The sequence below is a fragment of the Mycobacterium liflandii genome, assembly GCF_022354805.1.
GTDB lineage: Bacteria > Actinomycetota > Actinomycetes > Mycobacteriales > Mycobacteriaceae > Mycobacterium > Mycobacterium marinum.
On sequence record NZ_CP023138.1, the window covers coordinates 2,117,522 to 2,139,249 of the forward strand.

A 21,728-nucleotide genomic window follows, 5' to 3' on the forward strand; every position below is an offset into this window, starting at 1 on the left:
ATCCTGCCGTGTCGGCGGGTGTCGTGGATACCAGGCACCATGGGAGTCATGTGTGGACGGTTTGCGGTCACCACCGATCCGGCCTTGCTGGCCGAGAAGATCAACGCCATCGAAGAAGCCAGCGGCGCGGCCTCCGATGGCTTCGCCCCCAACTACAACGTGGCCCCAACCGACATGATCGCCACCGTCGTGACCCGCCACAGCGAGCCCGATGACGAGCCGACTCGCCGCGTCCGGATGATGCGCTGGGGATTTGTGCCGTCGTGGGCCAAACCGGGGCCTCAGGGCGCACCGGAGGGCAAGGGGCCGCTGCTGATCAACGCCCGCGCGGAGACGGTCGCCACGTCGCCGGCGTTTCGTGGCGCTGCGCAGCACAAGCGTTGTCTGGTGCCGATGGACGGCTGGTACGAATGGCGGGCCAACCCCGACGTTCTCAGCGGCGCAGGGAGCAAGAAGGTTGCCAAGACGCCCTTCTTCATCCATCGCGCTGACGGCAACACGGTGTGCATGGCCGGGCTGTGGTCGGTGTGGAAGCCGAATAACGCGGCCGCCCCGTTGTTGAGCGCCACGATCATCACCACCGATGCCGCGGGCGAACTGGCCGGGATCCACGACCGGATGCCGCTGATGCTGTCCGAAGGCGACTGGGACGCCTGGCTCAACCCGGATGCACCGCTGGACCCGGCGCTGTTGTCCCATCCGCCCGATGTGCGCGACATGGCGTTTCGTGAGGTGTCCACGCTGGTCAACAGCGTGCGCAATAACGGGCCGGAGCTGCTGGAGCCGGCCAAGCCGCAGCCCGAACAGATCACGCTGCTCTAGCGCGCCGGTACGGGCTGTCTCGGCAAGACAACAAGCTGTCGATCTTTGTGCTTTCGCGACACTGCCCGAACACCCCGCGCGGACCTAGCATGCGGGTGTGACTGGCGCATACACGTACACCTTTGCAGACATCCGTAGCCGCCCGGTGGCGGTGATCGGCGCGGGCATTTTGGGGCGCCGTATCGCGTTGATGTTCGCCAGCCGTGGCGGGACCGTGCGAATCTATGCGCGCCGCGCCGAACAGCGGGCCCACGCAGTATGTGGCAGACAATCTGCCGAAGCTGCTGCAGGACAGAGGTTTCGGTGAAGTCGGTAGTGTCACGGCCACGGATTGCCTGGCGACCGCACTAGAGGGTGCATGGCTGGCGGTCGAGTCCGCTCCCGAGAAGCTGGAGATCAAGACTGCGCTGTGGGGCCAGATCGATCAGGCGGCGCCGCCGGACACCATCTTCGCGACCAACTCGTCGTCCTTCCCGTCCCGGCTGATGGCCGACAACGTGCGCGACAAGACCCGGTTGTGCAACACGCATTTCTACATGCCGCCTCAGTTCAATGCGCTGGACCTGATGTCCGACGGCGAGACCGAACGTGGTCTCCTGGATACCCTGCTGACCGCTTTGCCCGAATTCGGCGTGCATCCTTTCGAGGCGCGTCGGGAGTGCACCGGCTTCATCTTCAATCGGGTCTGGGCCGCCATCAAACGTGAGTCGCTGGCCGTGGTCGCCGAGGGAGTGGCCCGCCCAGAGGACGTCGACGGGATGTTCAAGGTCAATTGGCGGGTACCGGCCGGGCCGTTCCAGCTGATGGACCAGGTCGGTCTGGACGTCGTGCTCGACATCGAAAACCACTATGCCGACGAGTTTTCGTACCTGCCGACAAACGTGCGGGACTTGCTGCGGTCCTACGTTGACGCGGGCAAGCTCGGTGTCAAGACCGGCGAAGGTTTCTACACCTACCCGAATTCCTCGGATACGTAGCTGCGCGAATCCGGGACCGTCTTGCTGGCACCGAAACGTGACGGCAAGGGCTAACGTCGAGGACGTGGAGAATCCGCACCTCGATGGTGAGGTCGGGGTGAGCCGTTACGTCGCCGCTGTCGCCGTGCGACTGCACGACCGGTTGGGCGAGGTGGCTTCCCACATTCGGCGCTCGTTGGAGCGCACCATTCCCGAACTCGGCGGCGACCTTCGCATCGAGGAATTGCTGGGCACCAGCATCGAGGCCAACGTGGACACGATGCTGCATGCGCTGCGCTACGACATCGCCGTCGAGCGAGTCGAGGCGCCCACCACGGCATTGGAGTACGCGCGCCGACTGGCGCAGCATGGCGTGCCGGTCAACGCGTTGGTGCGGGCGTATCGGCTGGGTCAGCGCCTGATGAACGAGCTGATCTTCGACGAGTTGCGGGCCACCGACATCCCGGAGTCGATGCGGGTGCCGGTTATCGAAGCGATCAGTGTCGCGATGTTCGAGTACATCGATTGGATGTCGCAGCAGGTCGTCGTCTACGAAGACGAGCGCGAATGCTGGCTGGAAAACCAGAACAGTCTTCGTGGCGTGCGGGTGCGTGAGATCCTGGCCGCAGACAAGGAGATCGACGCCGACGCGGCGATCACTTCGGTGCGTCATCCGCTGCGATGGCACCATCTCGCCCTTGTCATGTGGTATCCCGACCAAGGCTCGGAAGTCGACGAACTGCCCAGGCTGCAACGCTTCCTGCGGGAACTGGGCGAAGCCGCCGGAGTCGACGCCAGCCCGTTGTTCGTAGCCGCTGACCCGAGCTGCGGATGGGGGTGGCTGCCGTACCGGGCGGCGCCGGAGCGCGCCGTGGCGGCGGTCGCTGACTTCGTACGGTCTCGCCCGGATTCACCGAACGTGGCGATCGGAACACCGGCCAGTGGGGTGGACGGCTTTCGCCGATCGCACCGGGAGGCGGCCGAAGCTCGCAGCGTTGGGATCCTGTGCGATCGCCGCCCGCCGCTGATGATCAGCGCCGGTGAACCCGGGTTGTCGGTGGTGGCGCGTTTTGGTGGTGACCTGGCCGGCACCCGAGAGTGGGTGGCCCAAGTCCTGGGCGAGCTGGCGCGCGACGGAGATAGCGACGCGCGGCTGCGCGATACCCTGCGCGTCTACCTGGCGTGCGGGTCGAGCTACAAGCTCGCCGCGCAGCGGCTCAACATGCATTTCAACACGGTGAAGTATCGCGTCGGCCGCGCCGTCGCCCGGCGTGGCCGGGCGATCGGTAGCGACCGCCTTGATGTCGAACTCGCGCTGCTGGTGTGTCACTGGTACGGCGGCTCGGTCTTGCAGTCGAAGTAGGCCAGGACGGCCGGGCCGCGCTATCCGGCCTCGGGAACGGCCAGCCCCTGAGACCGGGTGCGACGCAGGTACCGGGCTGCCCGCGAGCCCGGGTCGGTGACGGTGTGCACCAGCGTGATCAAAGCCGGCACGATCAGCGGGAACAAGACAAGAGCAAGCATTCCGGCGATGGTCAGGTACGGCAGGATGACGGTCATGATCTACTCACATTTCTCCGCGCCACCGATCTAGGACGCAGTGGGGCGGAATTAGTTTGTGGCTGTGGGTTATTCGAATGCGCACCGTTGCGCTCGGTACGTAAGTTAATTGCAGTCCGAGCGCGCTGCGATGTCGTCAAGCGACCAACTTTGTGTCCAGACTTGTTGTCTGGAGACGAACCCAAACCCATCGGCGGCACCACCATGGTCAGCGCGCCCGGCCAATCCTGAAAAGGGCCCGTGCCCGCCCTGAGCGCCAACCTCGTCGCATCAATAGATCGCCATCCGGAGCGTATTACCTTGCGCTGTAATGACTTACAGTCGGTCTTTGCCGAATTGGGTGCCGGTCCGGGTGATCGGGTAGCGGCCCTACCCGGTGATCGAACGCGACGCAGAGTTTGCGGACCTGCCTGCGAACTCTCCGGCGGCCGCTTTCGGCCATCCGCCCGGCCGCAGTCCTGTCCAGGGCTGACGGAAGCTGTCAGTCCTGGGCGGTCACGCGGGCCGCTCCACCTGGCCCGATGCGCGCGCTTGCTGGCAGGTAGCTGTCAGTTCACTGGCAAGTCGCTGCCGTACTCGCGGATCATCGGTCTTTGGTTGCTGAAATGAATTTGTGGACTTGGGTGGTTGTCGTCTTATCGAAAGGGTCGATGAACTAGCCGCGCTGGAGTCGTTTGTTAACGGTGGGACCGCTGACGGTTGCCTGGCGTTGCGAGGCGACTCCGGTGTCGGCAAGTCCATGCTGGTCCAAGCATTGTCGGAGCGGGCTGCGGTACCGGGCAGGCGGGTGCTGCGGTGCAGCGGGGTAGAAGCCGAGGCGGCCTTCGTGCTGGCCGGGCTGAGCCAGCTCGTTTACCCGCTGCGGGAGTTCATCGCCCAACTGGGCGCCGATGATCGGCGCACCTTGGCGGCGGTGCTGGGTGCGGTACCCGACCGGGTGCCGACAGTTACCGCGCTGACCTTTGCCTTGCTCAACCTGTTGGCGTTGGCGAGTGAGGTGACGCCGCTGCTGGTGGTTATCGATGACGCACATTGGTTCGACGACGTCAGCGCACGGGTCATCGCGATGGCCGGACGGCGGCTCGACGGTGCGGCGGTGCGGTTTCTGGCTGCGTGCCGTAATGAGGTCCCCAATGCGTTGGCGGACGGGGGATGGCCGCAGATGGTGCTGGCTCCGCTCGGCCCGGAGCAGGCCGAGCGGTTTCTGGATCAACTCGACGTCGACCTGCCGCACTCCGCGCGCGTTGGGGTGCTCGAGCAGGCCGCCGGAAATCCGTTGGCGCTGGCCGAGCTGTCGCGGTGCGCGTTGGAGAACAGCTGGGCGCCTGACGCGCCGTTGCCGCTGACTCAGCGACTGGTGGCCATCTTCGGTGATCGGCTGAACAAACTCGACGAGTCGGTCAAGGCGCAACTGCTGCGCGGCGCACTGGATGGGGCCGCGACGGGTGGCGTGGCATCGGCGCCGCCGCGAACGCGGTATGTGATGCAGGGAGTCGACGCCGCCATCGAACACGGCGTGCTGGTGGTCGACCGCGGTGAGCTGGTCTTCCGGCATCCATTGGTCCGTGCGGCAGTGATCCAGACCTCAACCGCCGGGCAGCGGCGCCATGCCTACGCGCAGTTGGCCGACCTGTATCCCGATGACGTGGTGCGCCGGGCCGCCTATCTCGCTCATGCCACCGTCGATCCCGATCCGGCGGTTGTCGATACCCTCGCCGCGGCGGCCGAGCTGACGATCCGCCGCGGCGATGCCTGTCAGGCGATCGAGTTGCTGCGGCGCGCGGGTGAATTGAGCGACCGACCACGGCGTCGCGAACAGTTGCTGGCTAGCGCGGCCTTTGTTGCGTTGCAGGCGGCGCAACTCGACGAGGCCGAGCGACTTCTGGCCGATGCGGGTTTGGGTGGCGGCGCGTCGGCAAGTGCGCTGTTGATCTCGTCTTTCATTTCGCTATACCGCTATGGAGATGTCACCGCGACACATCGTCGCCTGGTTGAGCGGCTGCAATCGGCCGATGACCTCGACGGCGAAACCCTGACCCGGATGGTCAACCTGTTGCTCGCGGTCAGCATGTTTGCCGCGGACCCCGCGCTGTGGCAGATCACCGATGGCCTGGTCGACTCGCTAGCCGACCGGCTGGGCGAGCTGAGCGTCATCTACCGCGACGCCTGGGCCGATGCGGCCCGCCGCGGCCGCACCGTGACGCAGCGGCTGAAGGAGCAACTGGATCGGTTGGCGGAGCTGGAGCCATGGGATGTGATGCGCGTTGCCCTGGCCGGCTATTACGTGGACCTGATCGACGACTTTCGTTCGGTACTGGTTCCGCTGGCTGACCGCGAAATCGAGGGCGGCGCGGCCACCATTGCGCTTGCGACGCTCGCGTTGGTCACGGCCTATCAGCTGGCCAGCGGTCAGTGGGCCGAGGCGGTCGATACCAGTCAGCGCGGCGTGGCGTTGTGTAGTCAGCACCACTACGAGCTGTTTGGCTATCAGCTCAGAGGTTATTTGGGTGCCATATCGGCCTGCCGCGGCGATGTGGTGCGGGCCCGTGAGCTCGCCGCCCAAGTGCGGGTATGGGCCGAGCCGCGGCGGGTCGGCTTCCTCACCGGGGCCGTCGCGCAGATCGCGATCCTGTGTAGCTTTGCCGAAGGCGACTACGAATCGGCCTACCTGCAGGCCACCGCGATCACGGCGCCGGGGGAGTTCCCGCCGTTCGCGTTGCACGCCACCCGCACCCTGTTCGATCTCGTCGAGGCTGCGGTTCATACGGATCGACTCAACGAGGCGCGCCGGCACGTTCGGGCGGCCAAGCGCCTGCAATTCGCCGACGCCCCGCCGCGACTGGCCATCGCAACCGGTGCTGCGGAGGCCTTGTGTGCCTCGGACGAGCGGGCTCCAGCGTTGTTCGAGAAGGTACTTGGCCATCCGGCGGTCGCTTCATTTCCATTCGAGCACGCCCGTATTCGGCTGGCGTACGGAATGCGCCTCCGCCGGCTGCGCCGCTATCGCAACGCCCGCGTTGTGCTTCGTGCAGCCGCGGAGATCTTTGCCGGTCTGGGCGCCGAACCGTGGACCCAGCGGGCGCGCAATGAACTGCGTGCCGCGGGTACCGCGGTACGCCACTCGGCCGCGGTGGGTCCCGCTCCGCTCACCGCGCAGGAACGCCTGGTGGCCGAATTGGCCGCCAAAGGCCTGTCGAACAAGGAGATAGCCGCACGGCTATGCTTGTCGCCGCGCACCGTCGGTGCACATCTGTATCGGTTGTTCCCCAAACTGGGGGTCACAAACCGGGCCGGATTGCATGACGCCCTCGACGCCATCCATGCGGCACCCGATCAAATCTGATTGATTCCATCCGCCGGCCAGCGTAACCACCGACGTCTCCAAGCGGCCCGAACGCGGTGCGGTTGCCGACCATGACGGGCCGCACTTGTGGCAAAACGCCTGACAAACGAGTAGATCGGTGCAAAGCTGCGTCTATCGCAACGCACCGTTGGTGCGCAGCCGTATCGGCTGATTCCGATTACCTCACGCAATTGAGTCATCTGACCGATGCCGCCCGGTTCGCCAGGTGCAACCCTTGGCATGTCACCGCCATGAAGCGGGACTAGGGCAAGGAGCAGCGAATGCCGTGTACGTGGACACCGGTGGTGTTCATCCATGGGCTTTGGCCAGCCGTGTCCGCGTCCCGGCGAGGTTGCCCCGATGATGCCTGGCGCCCTCGCGTTGTTGCCGCACCGCGCGGTGCTCGGACACTGGAATATCAATCCCAGCAGTGATGTCCGCGCCGAATCCCAACCGGTCGCCCGGTATTCACCCGTGCCGCAGCCAGCTGCGCCCAGTGGCACGCGGTCGGGGGAGCCTGCCGACGTCTGGCGCGACAACGTACGTTGCCCGGACACCTCGCACTGGATTTGCCGTCTCGAGCCACGTTCGGTTCGTGTGTGAACCGTTCCTGGTGAGGGCAATTGGATCACCAGCCGCGTCGGCCGGCGGGCCGCGCGTGTGGCGGCGCGTGCGAAGCCAATTCAGTTCGCCGCGTTGCCTCACGACGATGTGATGGAAGTGGGTCGCCCCGCGGGGGCACCCGTACGGCGCCGAATCGCCAAGAACGAACAGTAAGGACGTCTCTATGCCTGCAGGACTAATCGCCGCTGCGGTTAGGACCATCGTCAACCTCGGCAGTTTTGGTCAACAATTCGTCGGAGTTAATGATCCAAAGTTCACTAACCCTGAATATCTCGCGGCGAGTGCGACCGGCATGGCCTCGGACGGGCTGACCGCTGTTTTCGGACAAACTTGGGTGCCGCAGGCGCTGGCGAAGCGCGTAGGTCACTCTCAGTTGACCAGTCTTGCCAGTTCAAAAGCGGCGCAAGGGGCCAGTGCCATCCTCTGGACGATCAACATCGTCGAAGTGTTGGAGACGTTGATGGGGTTCGGGCCGCCAGCCGAAGGAGATGAACTCCTGGTCGGCTCGACGCAGTTCGCCAAGGCTCAGGCACAGTTGGGGTCGGCCCTTCCGGATAACAGTTGGCAGGGCTCGGCATCCTATGCCTATGCCAGCCAGAACACGGCACTGCAGAATCGCGGACAAGCGCTCGCCGAGCTCGACGTCAAGTTCGCGGCCCTGGTAAAAGATCAGGCCGAATGGGTGACCCATGGGCGCCTGGGGATTGCGATTCTCAAGAACCTACTTCTGGCGGCTTTCGCGGTTGAGATGGCCTTGATGTTTGCGGTACCGGCCGGCCCAGCCATGGCCCGGTCTTTCGGATTCACGGTGAGTGGGCTTGGCATCGCCATCGCCATGGGCCTGCTTTCCACCGTGCTCACCTATTCGGTTGAGAACTCCAAGAAGGCGGACGTCTTGACCGCCAATTACCAAGATTTGACTCCGGATCCGTACCAGGGCTCCGGCGTTGTTGATTAGCAGGCTTGTGAGCTGGGTTGATGATCTTTGGTGCCGCGCTATTGGGGCCGGAGTGTAGGCACGGGCTATCTGGAGAACGATCGAGTTGGTTACTGTTCGTCGTTGGTCTGGAGTTGCCCGTGCCTACCGTTTCAGTATTGCCTGTGTCGTCGGTTCCAGAGGTGTTCGACCGCTGGAGTCCTGGTGAGCGTAGCGAGCTCATCGGATCGGAGTTTCTCGATGTGTTGGTCTCGGTGCCGGACCCGAGGGACCCACGCGGTCGGAGGTATTCGCTGATGGCTTTGTTGGCGATCGCGGTTCTGGCCACTGCCGCGGGGATGCGCGGCTATGCTGTTTTTGCCACATGGGCGGCCACCGCTCCCGATGATGTGTTGGCCCAATTAGGGGTCCGGTTCCGGCGGCCCAGTGAGAAGACCTTCCGCGCTGTTTTGTCTCGGCTAGACCCCGCCGACCTCAACGCCAGGATGGGCAGTTACTTCACTGCACACGTGGCCAGCAGCGACCCCAGTGGATTGGTGCCGATCGCGTTGGACGGCAAGATGCTGCGTGGTGCCTTTACGCGCCAAAGCGACAGCCACGCATCTCGTGTCGGTGTTCGCCCACCGTGCCCGATTGGTGCTCAGTCAACTCGCTGTCGCCGAGAAAAGCAATGAAATTCCCTGCGTACGTGCCCTGCTCACGCTGCTGCCGGGTAGCTTGCGGTGGCTGGTCACCGTGGATGCGATGCATACCCAGGTCGTCACCGCGAAGTTGATCTGCGCCACCTTGAAGTCGCACTACCTGATGATCGTCAAGTCCAACCAAGCCAAAATACTTGCGCGTATCACCGCGCTGCCCTGGGCCGAGGTGCCCACAGCCGCTACCGACGACTCCCGCGACCACGGCCGTGTCGAGACCCGCACCCTGCAAATCATCACCGCTGCACGAGGAATCGGCTTCCCCTACGCAAAACAAATCATCCGGATCACTCGTGAACGCTTGATCACCGCCACCGACCAGCGCAGCGTGGAGGTGGTCTATGCCATCTGCAGCCTGCCGTTCGAGCACGCCCGCCCTACCGCGATCATGACCTGGATGCGTCAACACTGGGGAATCGAGAACAGCCTGCACTGGATACGCGACGTCACCTTCGACGAAGACCATCAAAGGGCACATACCGGAAACGGCGCACAGGTCCTAGCAACGCTACGCAACACCGCGATCAATCTGCACCGCCTCAACGGCGCCGACAACATCGCCGAAGCCTGCCGGATCACCGCCTTGACCGCCAACCGCCGCCTAGACCTCCTCAATCCACAATTCCCCAGCTCACAAGCCTGCTAATCAACAACGCCGGAGCCCTGGGCGCACAGGTCCTAGCAACGCTACGCAACACCGCGATCAATCTGCACCGCCTCAACGGCGCCGACAACATCGCCGAAGCCTGCCGGATCACCGCTTTGACCGCCAACCGCCGCCTAGACCTCCTCAATCCACAATTCCCCAGCTCACAAGCCTGCTAATCAACAACGCCGGAGCCCTGGGATCCGTACCAAGGAGCGGACCCGAGTATGCCGGTGGCGGCCAATATGCCCGCGTCGGCCGAGTCGACGATCTCGAGCTTTGCGGCGTCGGGCACGGCGTTCACAGCTGAGGCGGCCGGGTCGCTCGGCCGCGCCAGCGGCGCCGCGGACGAATCCGCGTTCTACAGCGCTGCCGCCGATGAGGCTGTGCCGCTCGAAGATGCGCCGTCGGCGACGTCGGCGTTCACCATGCCCAACCTGGCCCAACTGATGGCGATTTCGGGGCAAGGCGCAAAGTTCTCGGGGCATGTCTCTCAGCACGCGAACCTGGCCAACCAGGCGATGGGACAGGTCCAGCAGGTCGCATCGATGGCCCAACAGGGCAAGGGGACTGCTCCCGCCGAGGACACCGCGCAGGCCGAGGCCACCACTGTTGAAGATGTCGAGGGCGCCGGGGCGGACTCGGCCGGCGCAGCTGCCGGGCGTGCACCGATCGAAGCGGCCGCTGCTGACACCCCACCGGCGCAGCAGCCGATCTTTGCGCAGCAGGTCGTGTGACGCTCGCCGTCGAGTCGAAGCCGCTGCAGGCCGATGCGATAGCGCACAGAAACGATATGACGAGGAGATAGATCCATGGCGAACTTGGTTGTCACACCGCAATACCTACAGACACTGGCCGCCACACAGACCCAAGCGGCGGCCACGGCAGCATCTGCGGGTGCCGCGTCCACGAATCTCAAGAATGAGGTCTGGGTGTCTCACGGTGTGATCAGTGGAGCCTCCAAGACCTCATTTGCCAATGCCGAGGCTGCCCGCCGCGCGGCGGCCAACAGCATGAACACGACTTCTAGCAAGCTCGCCGCCAAGCTACGCATCGCCAGCAGCGCATACCAGGGAGTCGACGAGCAGGCCGGCGAAAGCCTCGACAAACAGATCATTGAGCGCTGATCGGGTCGGAACCCGCTGGTGGGCATGGTTACCGCGCCGGGGTCGACCATTAGCGCTTCAGATGCAGAAAGAAGGGACACCATGTCGCTCTACCACGACCACGATGATCTCGACGCCCTGGATTTCTTTGTCGCCGAGGAGGTTTGCGAAGACGGCGCGGAGTCGGATGCCCTGGATGGCTTTGCCACCGATGACCCGACACACCCAGTACCGGACATCGATGCGATGGATCAGTTCATGCCTGGCGAGGTCGAAGACGAAGACACCGAGCCCGACACCGCCCCATTGCAGATCGAAGAGCCCCACGGTGCCGCCGAGACGGCGGGTGCCGAGGAAGGCGTCGACTCGAATGGCGCCCCGCTGTTCACGGTCGTCAACCCCCCTGGGACGGTGTCGGTGTCGGCGCTGATGGACGGCCGGATCCATCGAGTCACTCTGTCGGCAAAGGTGACCAGCATGAGTGAAGCCGAGCTCGCCGAGGAGGTACTGGTAATCGCGGCCCTGGCTCGACAAAACGGGTTGGCGGCCCAGCACAGCTATATGTTGGGAAGCTATTCCGAGTGGGAACCCGTGGCGGAGATGGGCACTGACGAGCGCGAGGTATTGCGTGACTTCATGGAGAACACCATGGGTTTGATGTCCGAAGAACAGGCCACCGCAAAACAAGCAGAGGTTTTCTCCACCCGATACCGATAGCTGTGGAACTGCTGCAGATTTCGACGCCTCGGCCGTGTAGCGGATGCAACCCGAGCCGACGATCGCGAGATTCGTAACTCTGACCGGATCGACGGTGATCCCAGGGCCTCAACGCCTGCGCTAGGTGCGGATTCAGGCGTTTTGTGGCCCACCCCACGAAGACAGGCGCGGCGGCCGCGGGCCGCCTTAGCTCAAATAGCAACACATGTAAGGGGATTGGACATGGCTAAGGAGCTGGTCATCGATTCTTCCCGCCTGAAGATTGCTGGAATCGATTTGGCGGAGCTGACTTTGCCGACGCCCCCGCCGCCGATCGTTGCGACCGGACTGGATTCCGCGTCGGCAGCCATCAACGCAATCTTGCCGATTATCGAGTCGCCGGTGGCCGACTCGTTGCCCGTCGTCAACTCCGCCCTGACGAAGACGGGGTCCAATTTCGTCGCCGCCGCCGCGATCTATGCGGAAGCCGACCAGTCGCTCGGAGAACAATTGGGCCAGTTCTAATTCCGTTCCGCCGCAACGACGTCCGAGTATGCCGCTCGCGGCAACGCCTTGATGGCGGGCAGTGCGGCCCTCGGATATGGCTTGGCGGCTGAACCCGAGATACCGATCGCATCGAGGTTCACCTTGCCCACCATGGCCCAGATGGGTTCGCTGCCGGGGCAGGCCGCGACGCTATCGGGACACGCTTCTCAGTACGCGAACCTGGTCAACCAGACCATGGGGCAGCTGCAGGGGGTTGCGTCGATGGCCCAGCAGGGCCCGGGGACCGCGCCCGAACCCGCCGAAGACGGACCCGTTCTGCAGCTCGAACACTGAATTCATTGTCTATCAGCGTCTATCAGCCACTGACGGTGAATTTCACGATTTTCAATAGCCCCTAGGAGGAGGATTCGCGTGACGCTAGCACAGGTGCTCGCCGTGGAAGGCGAGGAGCTCTTGGCCAGAGCGGTCCGGCTGGAGGCTCCGATACCCGGACTGCCGACGGAAGATCCCCAGCCCCCGTGCGACTTCGCACCGGCTAAGGAAGCTGCCGCAGAGCTTGCGCGCTCCGCCGGTGAAATGCGCAAGTATCTGGGCTATTTCGACACGGAGCGGGCGCGGCTGGCGCAGTCGTTGAGGAACGCGGCCAAGGCCTACGAGGAAGTCGACGAGCACGCTGCGGCCGACCTCGACACGGGCAGCGCCTCGGTGTCGGCGGCGACCCCCGGCCCCGCAGGCGCGGAGCCGGAAACGGAGGCATTCGACGACGCCGGGGTCTCCACAATGGCAGCTGATCACCGCCTTGACGGCTACGCAGATCTCAAGGTCAGGGCATTGACCATCGAGTGGGCCGACAACGGCAATTCATTCGAAAACTTCGCGAGGACGTGGCTGGACTATCGGCTGAAGCTGCTGGAGGCCACCGACCGCTTCGGACCCTTTCAGCGTTGGGACGGTGAAGCGGCGGCGGCCGTCGAGGACCATTTTGACAGGCAGATCGCGTGGCTGCGGCAGATGGCGGACTTGTGTAGCACCATGGCGAGTCAGGCCCAAACGGTTGCGGCCGCGCAACGCCAGCTTCATGCCAGCCATATCCAGTTCCAGGGAAAGACGGTTCGCTTCGCGGATCTGAGAGACCTCGACGACCTGTACTGCAGCGTCCCCAAGGCTGATGTCACGAATATGCGGAACCAGATCCTTGCGATCTATGCGGTGCTGCAGCAAACATCGGATGAGGAGCTGGCGGAATACGAACGGGCGGCGAATTTTCCATTGCCGCCCGTGCAGCCAACCAAGCCTCCCAAAGCCAATGAGGTCAAAATCGATCCGCCCGCGCAGGCCAAGCCGCCCGAGCAGATCGTGGTGCCGCCCGGGCCCGATCCGGTGCCCGCCCCGGCTGATGACTGGCCAGTGGACGAGGCCCTGCCCAACCCCACTGACATGCCCGTCGTGCCGTTCGCCGGCAGCCCCCAGCTGCCGGGCAATACCTTGGCCGATTCCTTTGCCGGTCGCGGCGGCGGGACGGGTCTTTCGGCGGGGGCGCCGAAACTCAAACCGGCCTCGTTCGGAGGAGCTGGAGCTGCGTCGATGCGGCCTCCCATAGGACCGGACTCCATCTCATCGCAGCTCGGTGGCCGCGATCTGTTGGGGGCTGGCGCCGCGCCGGGGGCCGCGATGGGGTCGGGCGGTGCGGGCATGGCGCCCATGGGAGCCCCCGGCGCCGGACAGGCCCCGGGGCAGACCGGTAAGGGCAAGCGCGCGGAGCCGGGGGACGAGTTGCTCTACACCGAAGAGCGGCCGTGGACCGAGGGCCTCATCGGCAAACGCCCACGTAAATCCGCCGCCGAGGTCGCCGGCCCGGACGCGAGTGCCGCCCCCGATAGCAAAGCCGGGCCCGACAGCAAGGCCGGCTCCAACAGTAAGGACTCCAAATGAGCACCCAGATGCACCCGCAGGTGGCTGAGGCATTGCGCCAGGCGCAGCAGTTCCAGTCCGCGTTTGAAGACCAGATGCACCGGACCAACAGCGGATCCTTCGCCGGAACCGACGAAGCCAAGACCGTCGACGTGACTCTGAACGGACGCCAGTGGCTCACCGACCTGCATATCGAAGAAGGTCTGCTACGGCTGGGCGCTGAAGCCGTCGAGCAGCGAATCAACGAGGCGCTCCAAGATGCGGATGCCGTCGCGTCCGCGGGCATCGAGGCCCGCCAGCAGCAGTTCCTCGAGTCGCTTGCCGGAATTTCCAGTGAGCTCCAGAAGGGGCTGGGCATCACGTAACGAACAACGTCTGTTCGGGTGTCGGCGTGTGTCATCCGGCAAATCGCTGATTGCCGCAAGGCCGACCCAAGCGTCGATCAGCGGGTCAGGGCTGACGATGCCAGCGGCCGCGGCGAAGTTGCCGGCAGGTACGGATTGATATGTCGTGTCGAATATTGCGGGGAATAACGATGAGCATGCTAAGGCCGACGGGTGGGTATTTCGACCAGCTATTGGAGCCGGGCGGATGGCCAGAGATCGATGAGGACGCCTTTTATGAACGGGCGCAGGAATTTACGCAGTTCTTGCGGCAAGTCACCGAAGTGCTGGAGAGTTGCCAACAGCGTCGGACTCAAGTTTTCGACGACGGTGTCTGGTCGGGTGGTGCCGCCGATGCCGCCAACGGCGAACTCGGCACCAATATCGGTCACCTGATGACCCTGCAGAACGACCTTGCCACCGCGATTACGTGGCACAAATATGTTGCCGGTTTGGTTGTGCAAGCCAAGTTGGCCATTGATACAAACGCGGAGGTCGCACACCAACAGATCCTCGTTCTGCAGAACGAACCCGGCCTCACCGCCGCCGAGCGAGCCATTGCGATCGAAAGCTTGGTCGTCGCTACGCACGGGGCCAATGTCGCCGTGGTCGCCGACACCACCGAGCAGATTCTCGCGAGCAGGACGTGGACCCCCCCGCGTAATGCGCTGGAAGACTTGCTCAACCAGCGGACACCGCCACCGGCCGCACCCCCGCAGCGCCGTGACGTTCAGACCGGGCAGCCGATCGAGCAAGAACCGGCGCCGCCGGCGCCTGCACAACCGGTGCCGGTCACCCCGGTGATAGTTCCGGAAGCCGAGCAGTCAACACCCGGTGCCGCCGAGCCGGGGTGGATCCCGCCCGCACCGGCGGCAATGTCGCCGGTGGGCCCACCGATGATGCCTTCGTCGCCGGCGCATCCTGTTCCCGGATCCGTTGCCGGGCCCGCGTCGCCGGCACCGGCTGCCGCCGATGGCGGGGCACAGGGCCCGGTGTTGAGGGCCGCGGCGGCCCGGTCCGCGCCAGGTGCCGGCGGGCGTGGCAACCCGCCGGCGCCGGCACCGTCGCAGCCTTCGGAGCCCCTGCGTGAGCAGGACAAGGCCACCGAGCACGCTTCGGCGGGGCCGGCCGGTGCCGCCGCGGGTCCGCGAGCCGGAGCGGCCGCACCCGTGGGGCAGAAGCCTTCAAGTGCGCCCATCAGGCCGGCGGCGGCGACCACCCCGGGCCGCCGCAAAGACCGGGCCGACCATCGGCCTGGATGCCACCGATCGCACCGCCGCGGTCAATGCCGGGGCGGTAATGGAGCCGCTCATCCCGGTGTCGGCGGCGCGTGCCGAACGCGACGCCATCGCCGAGGCGTCCACCGCTGACGCGGCCCGTCGCAATGGGGCCGATCCGCTGCAACTGGCGCGCCGCATTGCCGCGGCATTGAATGCACCGGGCGGTGGCGGGCAAGGCGATCTCGGATTCTTCTGGGTGACCGCGGTGACCACCGACGCCACCATCGTGGTGGCCAACAGCTACGGGCTGGCCTACATTCCCGATGGGGTGCAGTTGCCCGAGCCGGTGCAGATGGCCAGTGCGGATGAGGCCATTTCCGCCACCGAGCGGGCCTGCTGGGCCACTCGACCAGTGCGGGCCGTGCAGCGCTGGGCGGCATGTCAGGGCAAGACACTGCGAGCGGTAATCGCCACCGAGCAACAGTTCGCCGATTCCGACCCGGGCGTGGCCAGAATTGTCCTGGACCCAGAAGACATCCCGGCCAGCGGAAAGATGACCGGCCGGCCCCGGCTGCAGGTGGTCAATCCCGAAGCCGCGCAATGGCTGGCGGACACCAGCGATGCCGGTTTGACCGATCTGCTGCCGCCGGCGTCGGCGGTTGACCCTGCGCACGCGGATGGACGCGCTACTCGCGCCACCTCGGAGACAATGAATTCCGAGGCGGTGGCCGCTACGGCGGAAAGACTGGCAGCCACCTTCAACCTGCGGTTGCCCGACCTGGGGTCCTCAGTTCAGCTAGCTGCCCCACCGCCGGGGGATCGCCGCCCGATGTTGTGGCTCGAAGTGATGAAGCCGATGGCCAGCAACGCCGTCGACCGCGAGGCGGCGCATCTGCGGGCGTTTCTGACCTTTGCCGAACACGCGCAACGGTTCGCCCTCGACCAGGCGTATTCCCTCGCCGAACCGGCCGATTCGCGGGCCGCCATCGCCGACTGGCTGTACTGGAAACACCTCAGCGGGCTGCTGCACGCCGCCCTGAACCCGAAGCTCGCGGCCTGCGGATGACGGACGGCACCGCGCGGTTCGTGCGCTAGGCCCGGATGTCGGCGGTGAGCGCGTCGGTCAATCTGACCAGATCCGCCGGAGGGACCGCGACGTCCCAATGCCGCTTCCCGGCGCTGCACAGCACCCGGTCCCACGTGAGGGCCGAGCTGTCTACCACCGTCCGAAGTTTCCTACGCTGACCAAACGGCGAGATGCCGCCGACCACGTATCCGGTTGTCCGTTCGGCGTCGGCGGGCTCGGCCATGCTGGCCTTGGCCGCCCCCAACGCCGAGGCGGCGGCCTTCAACGACAACCGCGACGGCACCGGCACGACCGCGACCGCAAACTCGCCGGGTAGCGCGATGACCAGAGTCTTGAACACCTGCTCGGGCGCGATATCTGTGCGGTCCGAGAGGTCCGTGACAGCCTCGAAGTGCAAGAGTTCGTGTGTCACACCGGCTTTGATGAGCGCGGCGACCCCCGGTGTTGCGGCCCTGGCCACGCTGGTGCACCTCAGGGCTGCGTGTACCCCGGCGGGTTGACCTCTTCCACCCACAGGTCCACGCCCAGCTTGGCCCCGGGCACGCAGTTGTAGATCGAGAGGTCGCTCACTCCCGACTCGAGCAGCACGTCCTCGCACAGCGCCGAGTTGCCGGTGTACTCGCGGGAGTTCTTGTTGAGGATGACGTAGGCCGCATCGGCATAGACATCGGGTTTGCGGGCCCGTCCCATCGCCTCGTCGCCGCCGAGCAGGTTCTGCACCGCGGCGGTTGCCACCAGGGTGCGGGGCCACAGCGTGTTCGAGGCGATGCCCTCGTCGCGCATCTCCTCGGCGATTCCCAACGCGCACAGCGTCATACCGAACTTGGCCATCATGTATGCGGTCGGCTTCAGCCACTTCTTGTCCAGCTGCACCGGCGGAGAAAGCGTCAAGATGTGCGGGTTTTCCCGGCCCTTCAGGTGCGGGATGCACGCCTGCGACACCGCATAGGTGCCGCGCACCTGGATGCCGTTCATCAGGTCGAACCGCTTCATCGGGACTTCGGTGATGGACTCGAGGTTGATGGCGGAGGCATTGTTGACGCAGATGTCGATGCCGCCGAACTGTTCCACCGTCTTGGCAACGGCGGCGCTGACGGAGTCCGGGTCGCGGACGTCCCCGACGATCGGCAGTGCCTGACCGCCGGCTTCCTCGAGCTCTTTGGCTGCCGTGTATACGGTGCCCGGAAGCTTCGGGTGGGGTTCGGCGGTCTTGGCGATCAGTGCGATGTTCGCACCGTCTTGTGCGGCCCGCTTGGCGATCGCCAGGCCGATACCGCGGCTGGCGCCGGAGATGAACATGGTCTTGCCGTTAAGGGACATGGCGTCACACTAACGCCACCCTGGATCAGCGAGGTTTGCGGGATCGCGGATCGGTCGGGAAATAGCGGGCGAGAAAATGCCGTTGATTGATTGCGGTCTCATCAACCGTGGGCGTTGGTGGGATGAGGGAGCCGAAGGAAAGGGCGGACTGACGCGGACATTGTCAGTCGTGGCCTTTAGATTGGGAGGAGGGAGCTTGGTGTCGACCTCGACGAGCCTGCTGGGCGAGGAGCGGTTGGGGCGCTTCCCTGCGAGTCCGGCGTCGGTAGCGACGCTGTCCGGTGGCACCTCGACCGAAGGGACCGTGTTTATCAAGATGGCCGACATCGATGGTGTGACCCTGGCTGAGGCGCCCGACCCGGAGCCGCCTGAGGAGACTGACGAGCAGCTGACTGCGCGCTTCGAGCGCGACGCGATTCCCCTGTTGGACCAGCTGTACGGCGGCGCGCTGCGGATGACGCGCAATCCGGCCGATGCCGAGGATCTGCTGCAGGAGACCATGGTCAAGGCCTACGCGGGTTTTCGTTCTTTCCGGGAGGGCACCAATCTCAAAGCGTGGCTGTACCGGATTCTGACCAATACCTACATCAACAGCTATCGCAAGAAGCAGCGACAGCCCGCGGAATATCCCACCGACGAGATCACCGATTGGCAGCTGGCATCCAACGCCGAGCATTCCTCGACCGGGCTGCGTTCGGCCGAGGTCGAGGCCCTCGAGGCGTTGCCGGACACTGAGATAAAAGAGGCGCTGCAGGCATTGCCGGAAGAATTCCGGATGGCGGTCTACTACGCCGACGTGGAGGGTTTTCCCTACAAGGAGATCGCCGAGATCATGGACACGCCGATCGGGACTGTGATGTCGCGGCTACACCGGGGCAGACGGCAGCTGCGCACCCTGTTGGCGGATGTGGCCAAGGAACGTGGCTTCGTCCGCGGTGAGCAGGCCCACCAGGAGGTGTCTTCATGAGCGAAGTTCCCGGCTCACCCGACTCGTTGCCGGACAATGAGGATTCGCACGGCTACTTTGGCTGTGCGGAGGTGATCGCCGAGGTGTGGACCTTGCTTGATGGCGAGTGCACCCCGGAAACGCGCCAGAAGCTGCGCAAGCACCTCGAGGCATGCCCCGGATGCCTGAAGCATTACGGGCTCGAGGAGCGGATCAAGCTACTGATTGCCACCAAGTGTCAGGGCGAGAAGGCCCCGGAGGGGCTGCGGGAGCGGGTACGCCTACAGATCAGCCGCACCACCATCATCCGGGGCGGCGAGTAACGAGCGATCGACAAAACCGCCCGCTCAGCGGGCTGGCCGCGGGGCGGGTAGCCTTCGGCTTGCTTGGCTGGGCGGGCGGGCGGGCGGTTATGCCGCTGAGCTAGGCGTTTGGCCGCTTGCCGTGGTTGGCCTTGCTGTGCTTGCGGTCGCGCTTCTTACGGCCACGCTTGGCCATGATGAACCTCCGTAGTTGGTCGATGCAGGGCGGCCAGGTTCCGCCCGGGTTGTCGCAAGTGTCTCACGCGGGAGTCAGTGCCACCGCACTAGCCCGCGCGCCGCGACCCCGGGTGGCCTTATGGTTCGATATACATGAGCCGATAGACCAGCAGCCGGCATGTGCAATGGCCGAACCGAGTGGGGTGAAGATGTCCGAGGATGTTCGCGCCGAGATCGTGGCCAGCGTGCTCGAAGTCGTTGTCAGTGAAGGTGACCAGATCGGCAAAGGCGACATAGTCGTGCTGCTGGAGTCGATGAAGATGGAGATCCCGGTCCTGGCTGAAATCGGCGGCACCGTGAGCAAAGTGAGTGTGGCCGTGGGTGACGTTATCCAGGCCGGCGACCTCATCGCGGTGATCAGTTAGCCCTTGAACCCAAAAACCCCGCGTCCGGGAGCGACTCTGGAGCCTGTTGATGTCCACTCTCGGTAATTTGCTGGCCGAAAACACGATGCTGCCCGGCAATGCGGTGGACCACCTCCATGCGGTGGTGGGGGAGTGGCAACTGCTCGCCGACTTGTCCTTTGCCGACTACCTGATGTGGGTTGCCCGAGACGATGGCGCCCTGGTCTGTGTGGCGCAATGCCGGCCCAACACAGCGCCGACGGTTCTGCAGACCGACGCGGTGGGCAGCGTCGTCGAAGCCGATCGGCTGCCGCTGGTCGCCGAGACGTTCGCCTCCGGTAGCGCCCGGCGTGACAGCGATGCCGACCAACAACACTTGGGCCAGCTGCCTGGGCCGAGCATCGAGGCCTCCCCGGTGCGCTACGGCGATCAGGTGGTCGCGGTGTTGACGCAGCATCAAACCGCGGTCGCCGCCGAACGCGCGTCCGGACACTTGGAGAGCGCCTACCGCGACTGCGCCACCGACCTGCTGCAGATGTTGGTCGAGGGCACCTTCCCCGATGTCGGTGACGTCGCCATGTCGCGTTCGACGCCGCGGGCCGGTGACGGCTTCATCCGCCTCGATGTCGACGGTGTCGCCATCTACGCCAGCCCCAACGCGTTGTCGGCCTACCACCGGATGGGTTTGACCACCGAGTTGGAGGGCCACGAGCTGATCGAAGTGACCCGGCCGCTGATTTCGGATCCGTTTGAGGCCGAAGAAGTGGCTGAGCACGTCCGAGATCTGCTGGTCGGTGGCAGAAGTATGCGGATGGAGGTCGACGCCGGAGGCGCGACGGTACTGCTGCGTACTTTGCCCTTGGTGGTGGGCGGTGTCAGCGCCGGAGCCGCCATTCTCATTCGTGACGTCACCGAGGTGAAGCGCCGGGACCGGGCCCTGATCTCCAAGGACGCGACAATCCGCGAAATTCACCACAGGGTGAAAAACAACCTGCAGACCGTTGCTGCGTTACTGCGGTTGCAGGCCCGACGCACCACCAATGCCGAGGGGCGAGAGGCGCTGATCGAGTCGGTGCGCCGGGTTTCGTCGATCGCGTTGGTGCACGACGCGCTGTCGATGTCCGTCGATGAGCAGGTCAACCTCGATGAGGTCATCGACCGGATCTTGCCGATCATGAACGATGTGGCGTCAGTGGATAGGCCGATCCGGATCAACCGCGTCGGTGACCTCGGCGTGCTGGACTCCGATCGCGCGACCGCCCTGATCATGGTGATCACCGAGTTGGTTCAGAACGCGATCGAGCATGCATTTGATCACGCGGCTCAGGGGGCGGTGACCATTCGGGCCGAGCGCTCGGCGCGCTGGCTCGATGTTGTGGTGCACGACGATGGACGTGGCCTTCCCTCCGGTTTCAGCTTGGAGAAGTCCGACAGCCTGGGCCTGCAGATTGTGCGCACCCTGGTGTCAGCGGAGCTGGATGGCTCGCTGGGGATGCGAGAAGCGCCCGGGCGAGGTACCGACGTGGTGCTTCGAGTGCCAATCGGTCGCCGGGGCCGGCTGCTGGCCTAATGCAGCGCGCAACAATACGGCCCCGACGCGTTGTCGGGGCCGTACAGCTGCGTACCGAGTTGTCAGACTCCGCTGCGGGCCTTGGTCCGTGCGTTGCGGCGCTTTAGGGCGCGTCGCTCGTCTTCGCTCATACCGCCCCAGACGCCCGAGTCCTGGCCCGTGTTCAGGGCCCAGCTGAGGCAATCGGTGGTCACAGGGCACCGATTACAGACCAGTTTCGCGTCAGCGATCTGCGCGATTGCCGGACCGCTGTTCCCAACCGGGAAGAACAGCTCCGGATCTTCGTCACGGCAGACCGCCTTGTGGCGCCAATCCATTAGTCACTACTCCTCACTAAGTGCGCAGCAATGCGCACAGCCGATTTTTCCTTGGCGGTTAACGATGTGCACAAGAAAAGGTTTCTGTAGCCCTACATGTCTTCGCATGCAACCTTTTGATCGTTTCACAGGCTTCGCAGATGTCAATAGTGTTACGTGAGCGCGTGGGCTATCTCACTTTGGTGATCTCTTACCA

At 64.8% G+C, this 21,728-nt stretch carries 20 protein-coding genes and 4 pseudogenes; 19 read left to right on the plus strand and 5 right to left on the minus strand.

Translation table 11 applies throughout. The annotated features are described in order from the left end of the window. The first annotated feature begins 48 nt into the window (after positions 1-48). From CKW46_RS09565 to CKW46_RS09575, 3 genes and pseudogenes are all read left to right on the plus strand, one after another. Positions 49-822, plus strand: coding sequence for an SOS response-associated peptidase (locus CKW46_RS09565; RefSeq protein WP_482053387.1), 774 nt, complete (start codon positions 49-51; stop codon positions 820-822). 97 nt (positions 823-919) lie between these two features. Then, positions 920-1,799, plus strand: a pseudogene (locus CKW46_RS09570) (3-hydroxyacyl-CoA dehydrogenase family protein). A 64-nt stretch (positions 1,800-1,863) separates the two neighbouring features. Further along, the gene (locus tag CKW46_RS09575; protein WP_041298904.1) at positions 1,864-3,141 is read left to right on the plus strand and encodes a PucR family transcriptional regulator; all 1,278 of its coding nucleotides are present in this window, start codon (positions 1,864-1,866) and stop codon (positions 3,139-3,141) included. A gap of 20 nt (positions 3,142-3,161) precedes the next feature. On the opposite strand, the gene CKW46_RS09580 is transcribed toward CKW46_RS09575, so the two are convergent. Next, positions 3,162-3,338: a hypothetical protein gene (locus CKW46_RS09580; protein WP_015354875.1), complete on the minus strand. Its 177-nt coding sequence runs from the start codon at positions 3,336-3,338 to the stop codon at positions 3,162-3,164. Between the two features lie 613 nt (positions 3,339-3,951). Here CKW46_RS09580 and CKW46_RS09585 point away from each other — a divergent pair. From CKW46_RS09585 to CKW46_RS09640, 12 genes and pseudogenes are all read left to right on the plus strand, one after another. Next, complete coding sequence (locus CKW46_RS09585) at positions 3,952-6,681, plus strand: helix-turn-helix transcriptional regulator (protein WP_482053093.1); 2,730 nt, start codon at positions 3,952-3,954, stop codon at positions 6,679-6,681. A 787-nt stretch (positions 6,682-7,468) separates the two neighbouring features. Then, complete coding sequence (locus CKW46_RS09590) at positions 7,469-8,263, plus strand: EspA/EspE family type VII secretion system effector (RefSeq protein WP_252872229.1); 795 nt, start codon at positions 7,469-7,471, stop codon at positions 8,261-8,263. Between the two features lie 119 nt (positions 8,264-8,382). After that, a pseudogene (locus CKW46_RS09595) lies at positions 8,383-9,586 on the plus strand (ISAs1-like element IS2404/ISMul1 family transposase). Between the two features lie 20 nt (positions 9,587-9,606). Further along, positions 9,607-9,765, plus strand: a pseudogene (locus CKW46_RS09600) (ISAs1-like element ISMul1 family transposase); the annotation flags it as partial. Positions 9,766-9,819: 54 nt separating this feature from the next. Beyond that, a complete protein-coding gene (locus CKW46_RS09605; RefSeq protein WP_499019082.1) occupies positions 9,820-10,323 on the plus strand; it encodes a hypothetical protein in 504 nt (167 codons plus the stop codon). Positions 10,324-10,398: 75 nt separating this feature from the next. Continuing rightward, on the plus strand, positions 10,399-10,713 hold the full coding sequence (locus tag CKW46_RS09610) for a type VII secretion target (RefSeq protein ID WP_117437028.1): 315 nt from the start codon (positions 10,399-10,401) through the stop codon (positions 10,711-10,713). A gap of 81 nt (positions 10,714-10,794) precedes the next feature. Further along, positions 10,795-11,409, plus strand: coding sequence for a hypothetical protein (locus CKW46_RS09615; protein WP_015354878.1), 615 nt, complete (start codon positions 10,795-10,797; stop codon positions 11,407-11,409). A 222-nt stretch (positions 11,410-11,631) separates the two neighbouring features. Next, on the plus strand, positions 11,632-11,913 hold the full coding sequence (locus tag CKW46_RS09620; RefSeq protein ID WP_252872557.1) for a hypothetical protein: 282 nt from the start codon (positions 11,632-11,634) through the stop codon (positions 11,911-11,913). 51 nt (positions 11,914-11,964) lie between these two features. After that, positions 11,965-12,228: a hypothetical protein gene (locus CKW46_RS09625; protein WP_252872556.1), complete on the plus strand. Its 264-nt coding sequence runs from the start codon at positions 11,965-11,967 to the stop codon at positions 12,226-12,228. Positions 12,229-12,306: 78 nt separating this feature from the next. After that, positions 12,307-13,827, plus strand: coding sequence for an EspB family ESX-1 secretion system-associated protein (gene espB / locus CKW46_RS09630; RefSeq protein WP_015354880.1), 1,521 nt, complete (start codon positions 12,307-12,309; stop codon positions 13,825-13,827). Next, positions 13,824-14,171, plus strand: coding sequence for a YbaB/EbfC family nucleoid-associated protein (locus tag CKW46_RS09635; RefSeq protein ID WP_011740506.1), 348 nt, complete (start codon positions 13,824-13,826; stop codon positions 14,169-14,171). Before espB ends, CKW46_RS09635 begins: the two co-directional genes overlap by 4 nt. Before the next feature lie 170 nt (positions 14,172-14,341). Then, positions 14,342-16,475 (plus strand): annotated as a pseudogene (locus tag CKW46_RS09640) (EspK C-terminal domain-containing protein). Between the two features lie 25 nt (positions 16,476-16,500). Here the strand turns inward: CKW46_RS09640 and CKW46_RS09645 are convergent. Both CKW46_RS09645 and CKW46_RS09650 read right to left on the minus strand, forming a co-directional pair. Next, positions 16,501-16,956 carry a YbaK/EbsC family protein gene (locus CKW46_RS09645; protein ID WP_015354882.1) on the minus strand — a complete coding sequence of 152 codons (456 nt, stop codon included), beginning with the start codon at positions 16,954-16,956 and terminating at the stop codon, positions 16,501-16,503. Between the two features lie 11 nt (positions 16,957-16,967). Beyond that, positions 16,968-17,816 carry an SDR family oxidoreductase gene (locus tag CKW46_RS09650; RefSeq protein WP_015354883.1) on the minus strand — a complete coding sequence of 283 codons (849 nt, stop codon included), beginning with the start codon at positions 17,814-17,816 and terminating at the stop codon, positions 16,968-16,970. Positions 17,817-18,132: 316 nt separating this feature from the next. Between CKW46_RS09650 and CKW46_RS09655 the strand changes: the two genes are divergently transcribed. Further along, on the plus strand, positions 18,133-18,783 hold the full coding sequence (locus CKW46_RS09655) for a sigma-70 family RNA polymerase sigma factor (RefSeq protein WP_161628269.1): 651 nt from the start codon (positions 18,133-18,135) through the stop codon (positions 18,781-18,783). Further along, positions 18,780-19,085, plus strand: a complete 306-nt coding sequence (rsrA, locus tag CKW46_RS09660) for a mycothiol system anti-sigma-R factor (protein ID WP_011740502.1) — start codon at positions 18,780-18,782, stop codon at positions 19,083-19,085. Before CKW46_RS09655 ends, rsrA begins: the two co-directional genes overlap by 4 nt. A 100-nt stretch (positions 19,086-19,185) precedes the next feature. On the opposite strand, the gene CKW46_RS09665 is transcribed toward rsrA, so the two are convergent. Further along, positions 19,186-19,260, minus strand: a complete 75-nt coding sequence (locus CKW46_RS09665; protein ID WP_011728008.1) for a 50S ribosomal protein bL37 — start codon at positions 19,258-19,260, stop codon at positions 19,186-19,188. 190 nt (positions 19,261-19,450) lie between these two features. Here CKW46_RS09665 and CKW46_RS09670 point away from each other — a divergent pair, with 190 nt between their 5' ends. Further along, positions 19,451-19,666 carry a biotin/lipoyl-binding carrier protein gene (locus CKW46_RS09670; protein ID WP_012393203.1) on the plus strand — a complete coding sequence of 72 codons (216 nt, stop codon included), beginning with the start codon at positions 19,451-19,453 and terminating at the stop codon, positions 19,664-19,666. Positions 19,667-19,715: 49 nt separating this feature from the next. Further along, entirely contained in the window at positions 19,716-21,215 is a 1,500-nt protein-coding gene (locus tag CKW46_RS09675) for a sensor histidine kinase (protein ID WP_015354884.1), read from the plus strand. Between the two features lie 62 nt (positions 21,216-21,277). Here CKW46_RS09675 and whiB1 read toward each other — a convergent pair whose 3' ends face one another. Then, positions 21,278-21,532, minus strand: coding sequence for a transcriptional regulator WhiB1 (gene whiB1, locus CKW46_RS09680; protein ID WP_012393205.1), 255 nt, complete (start codon positions 21,530-21,532; stop codon positions 21,278-21,280). Positions 21,533-21,728 lie beyond the last annotated feature (196 nt).

Coding starts and splice junctions, on each gene's coding strand:
- CKW46_RS09655 (WP_161628269.1), top strand. CDS start 18,133: ATGGCCGACATCGATGGTGTGACCCTGGCTGAGGCGCCCGACCCGGAG.
- CKW46_RS09580 (WP_015354875.1), bottom strand. CDS start 3,338: ATGACCGTCATCCTGCCGTACCTGACCATCGCCGGAATGCTTGCTCTT.
- CKW46_RS09625 (WP_252872556.1), top strand. CDS start 11,965: ATGGCGGGCAGTGCGGCCCTCGGATATGGCTTGGCGGCTGAACCCGAG.
- CKW46_RS09565 (WP_482053387.1), top strand. CDS start 49: ATGTGTGGACGGTTTGCGGTCACCACCGATCCGGCCTTGCTGGCCGAG.
- whiB1 (WP_012393205.1), bottom strand. CDS start 21,532: ATGGATTGGCGCCACAAGGCGGTCTGCCGTGACGAAGATCCGGAGCTG.
- CKW46_RS09635 (WP_011740506.1), top strand. CDS start 13,824: ATGAGCACCCAGATGCACCCGCAGGTGGCTGAGGCATTGCGCCAGGCG.
- CKW46_RS09615 (WP_015354878.1), top strand. CDS start 10,795: ATGTCGCTCTACCACGACCACGATGATCTCGACGCCCTGGATTTCTTT.
- CKW46_RS09590 (WP_252872229.1), top strand. CDS start 7,469: ATGCCTGCAGGACTAATCGCCGCTGCGGTTAGGACCATCGTCAACCTC.
- CKW46_RS09610 (WP_117437028.1), top strand. CDS start 10,399: ATGGCGAACTTGGTTGTCACACCGCAATACCTACAGACACTGGCCGCC.
- CKW46_RS09620 (WP_252872557.1), top strand. CDS start 11,632: ATGGCTAAGGAGCTGGTCATCGATTCTTCCCGCCTGAAGATTGCTGGA.
- CKW46_RS09675 (WP_015354884.1), top strand. CDS start 19,716: ATGTCCACTCTCGGTAATTTGCTGGCCGAAAACACGATGCTGCCCGGC.
- rsrA (WP_011740502.1), top strand. CDS start 18,780: ATGAGCGAAGTTCCCGGCTCACCCGACTCGTTGCCGGACAATGAGGAT.
- CKW46_RS09650 (WP_015354883.1), bottom strand. CDS start 17,816: ATGTCCCTTAACGGCAAGACCATGTTCATCTCCGGCGCCAGCCGCGGT.
- CKW46_RS09670 (WP_012393203.1), top strand. CDS start 19,451: ATGTCCGAGGATGTTCGCGCCGAGATCGTGGCCAGCGTGCTCGAAGTC.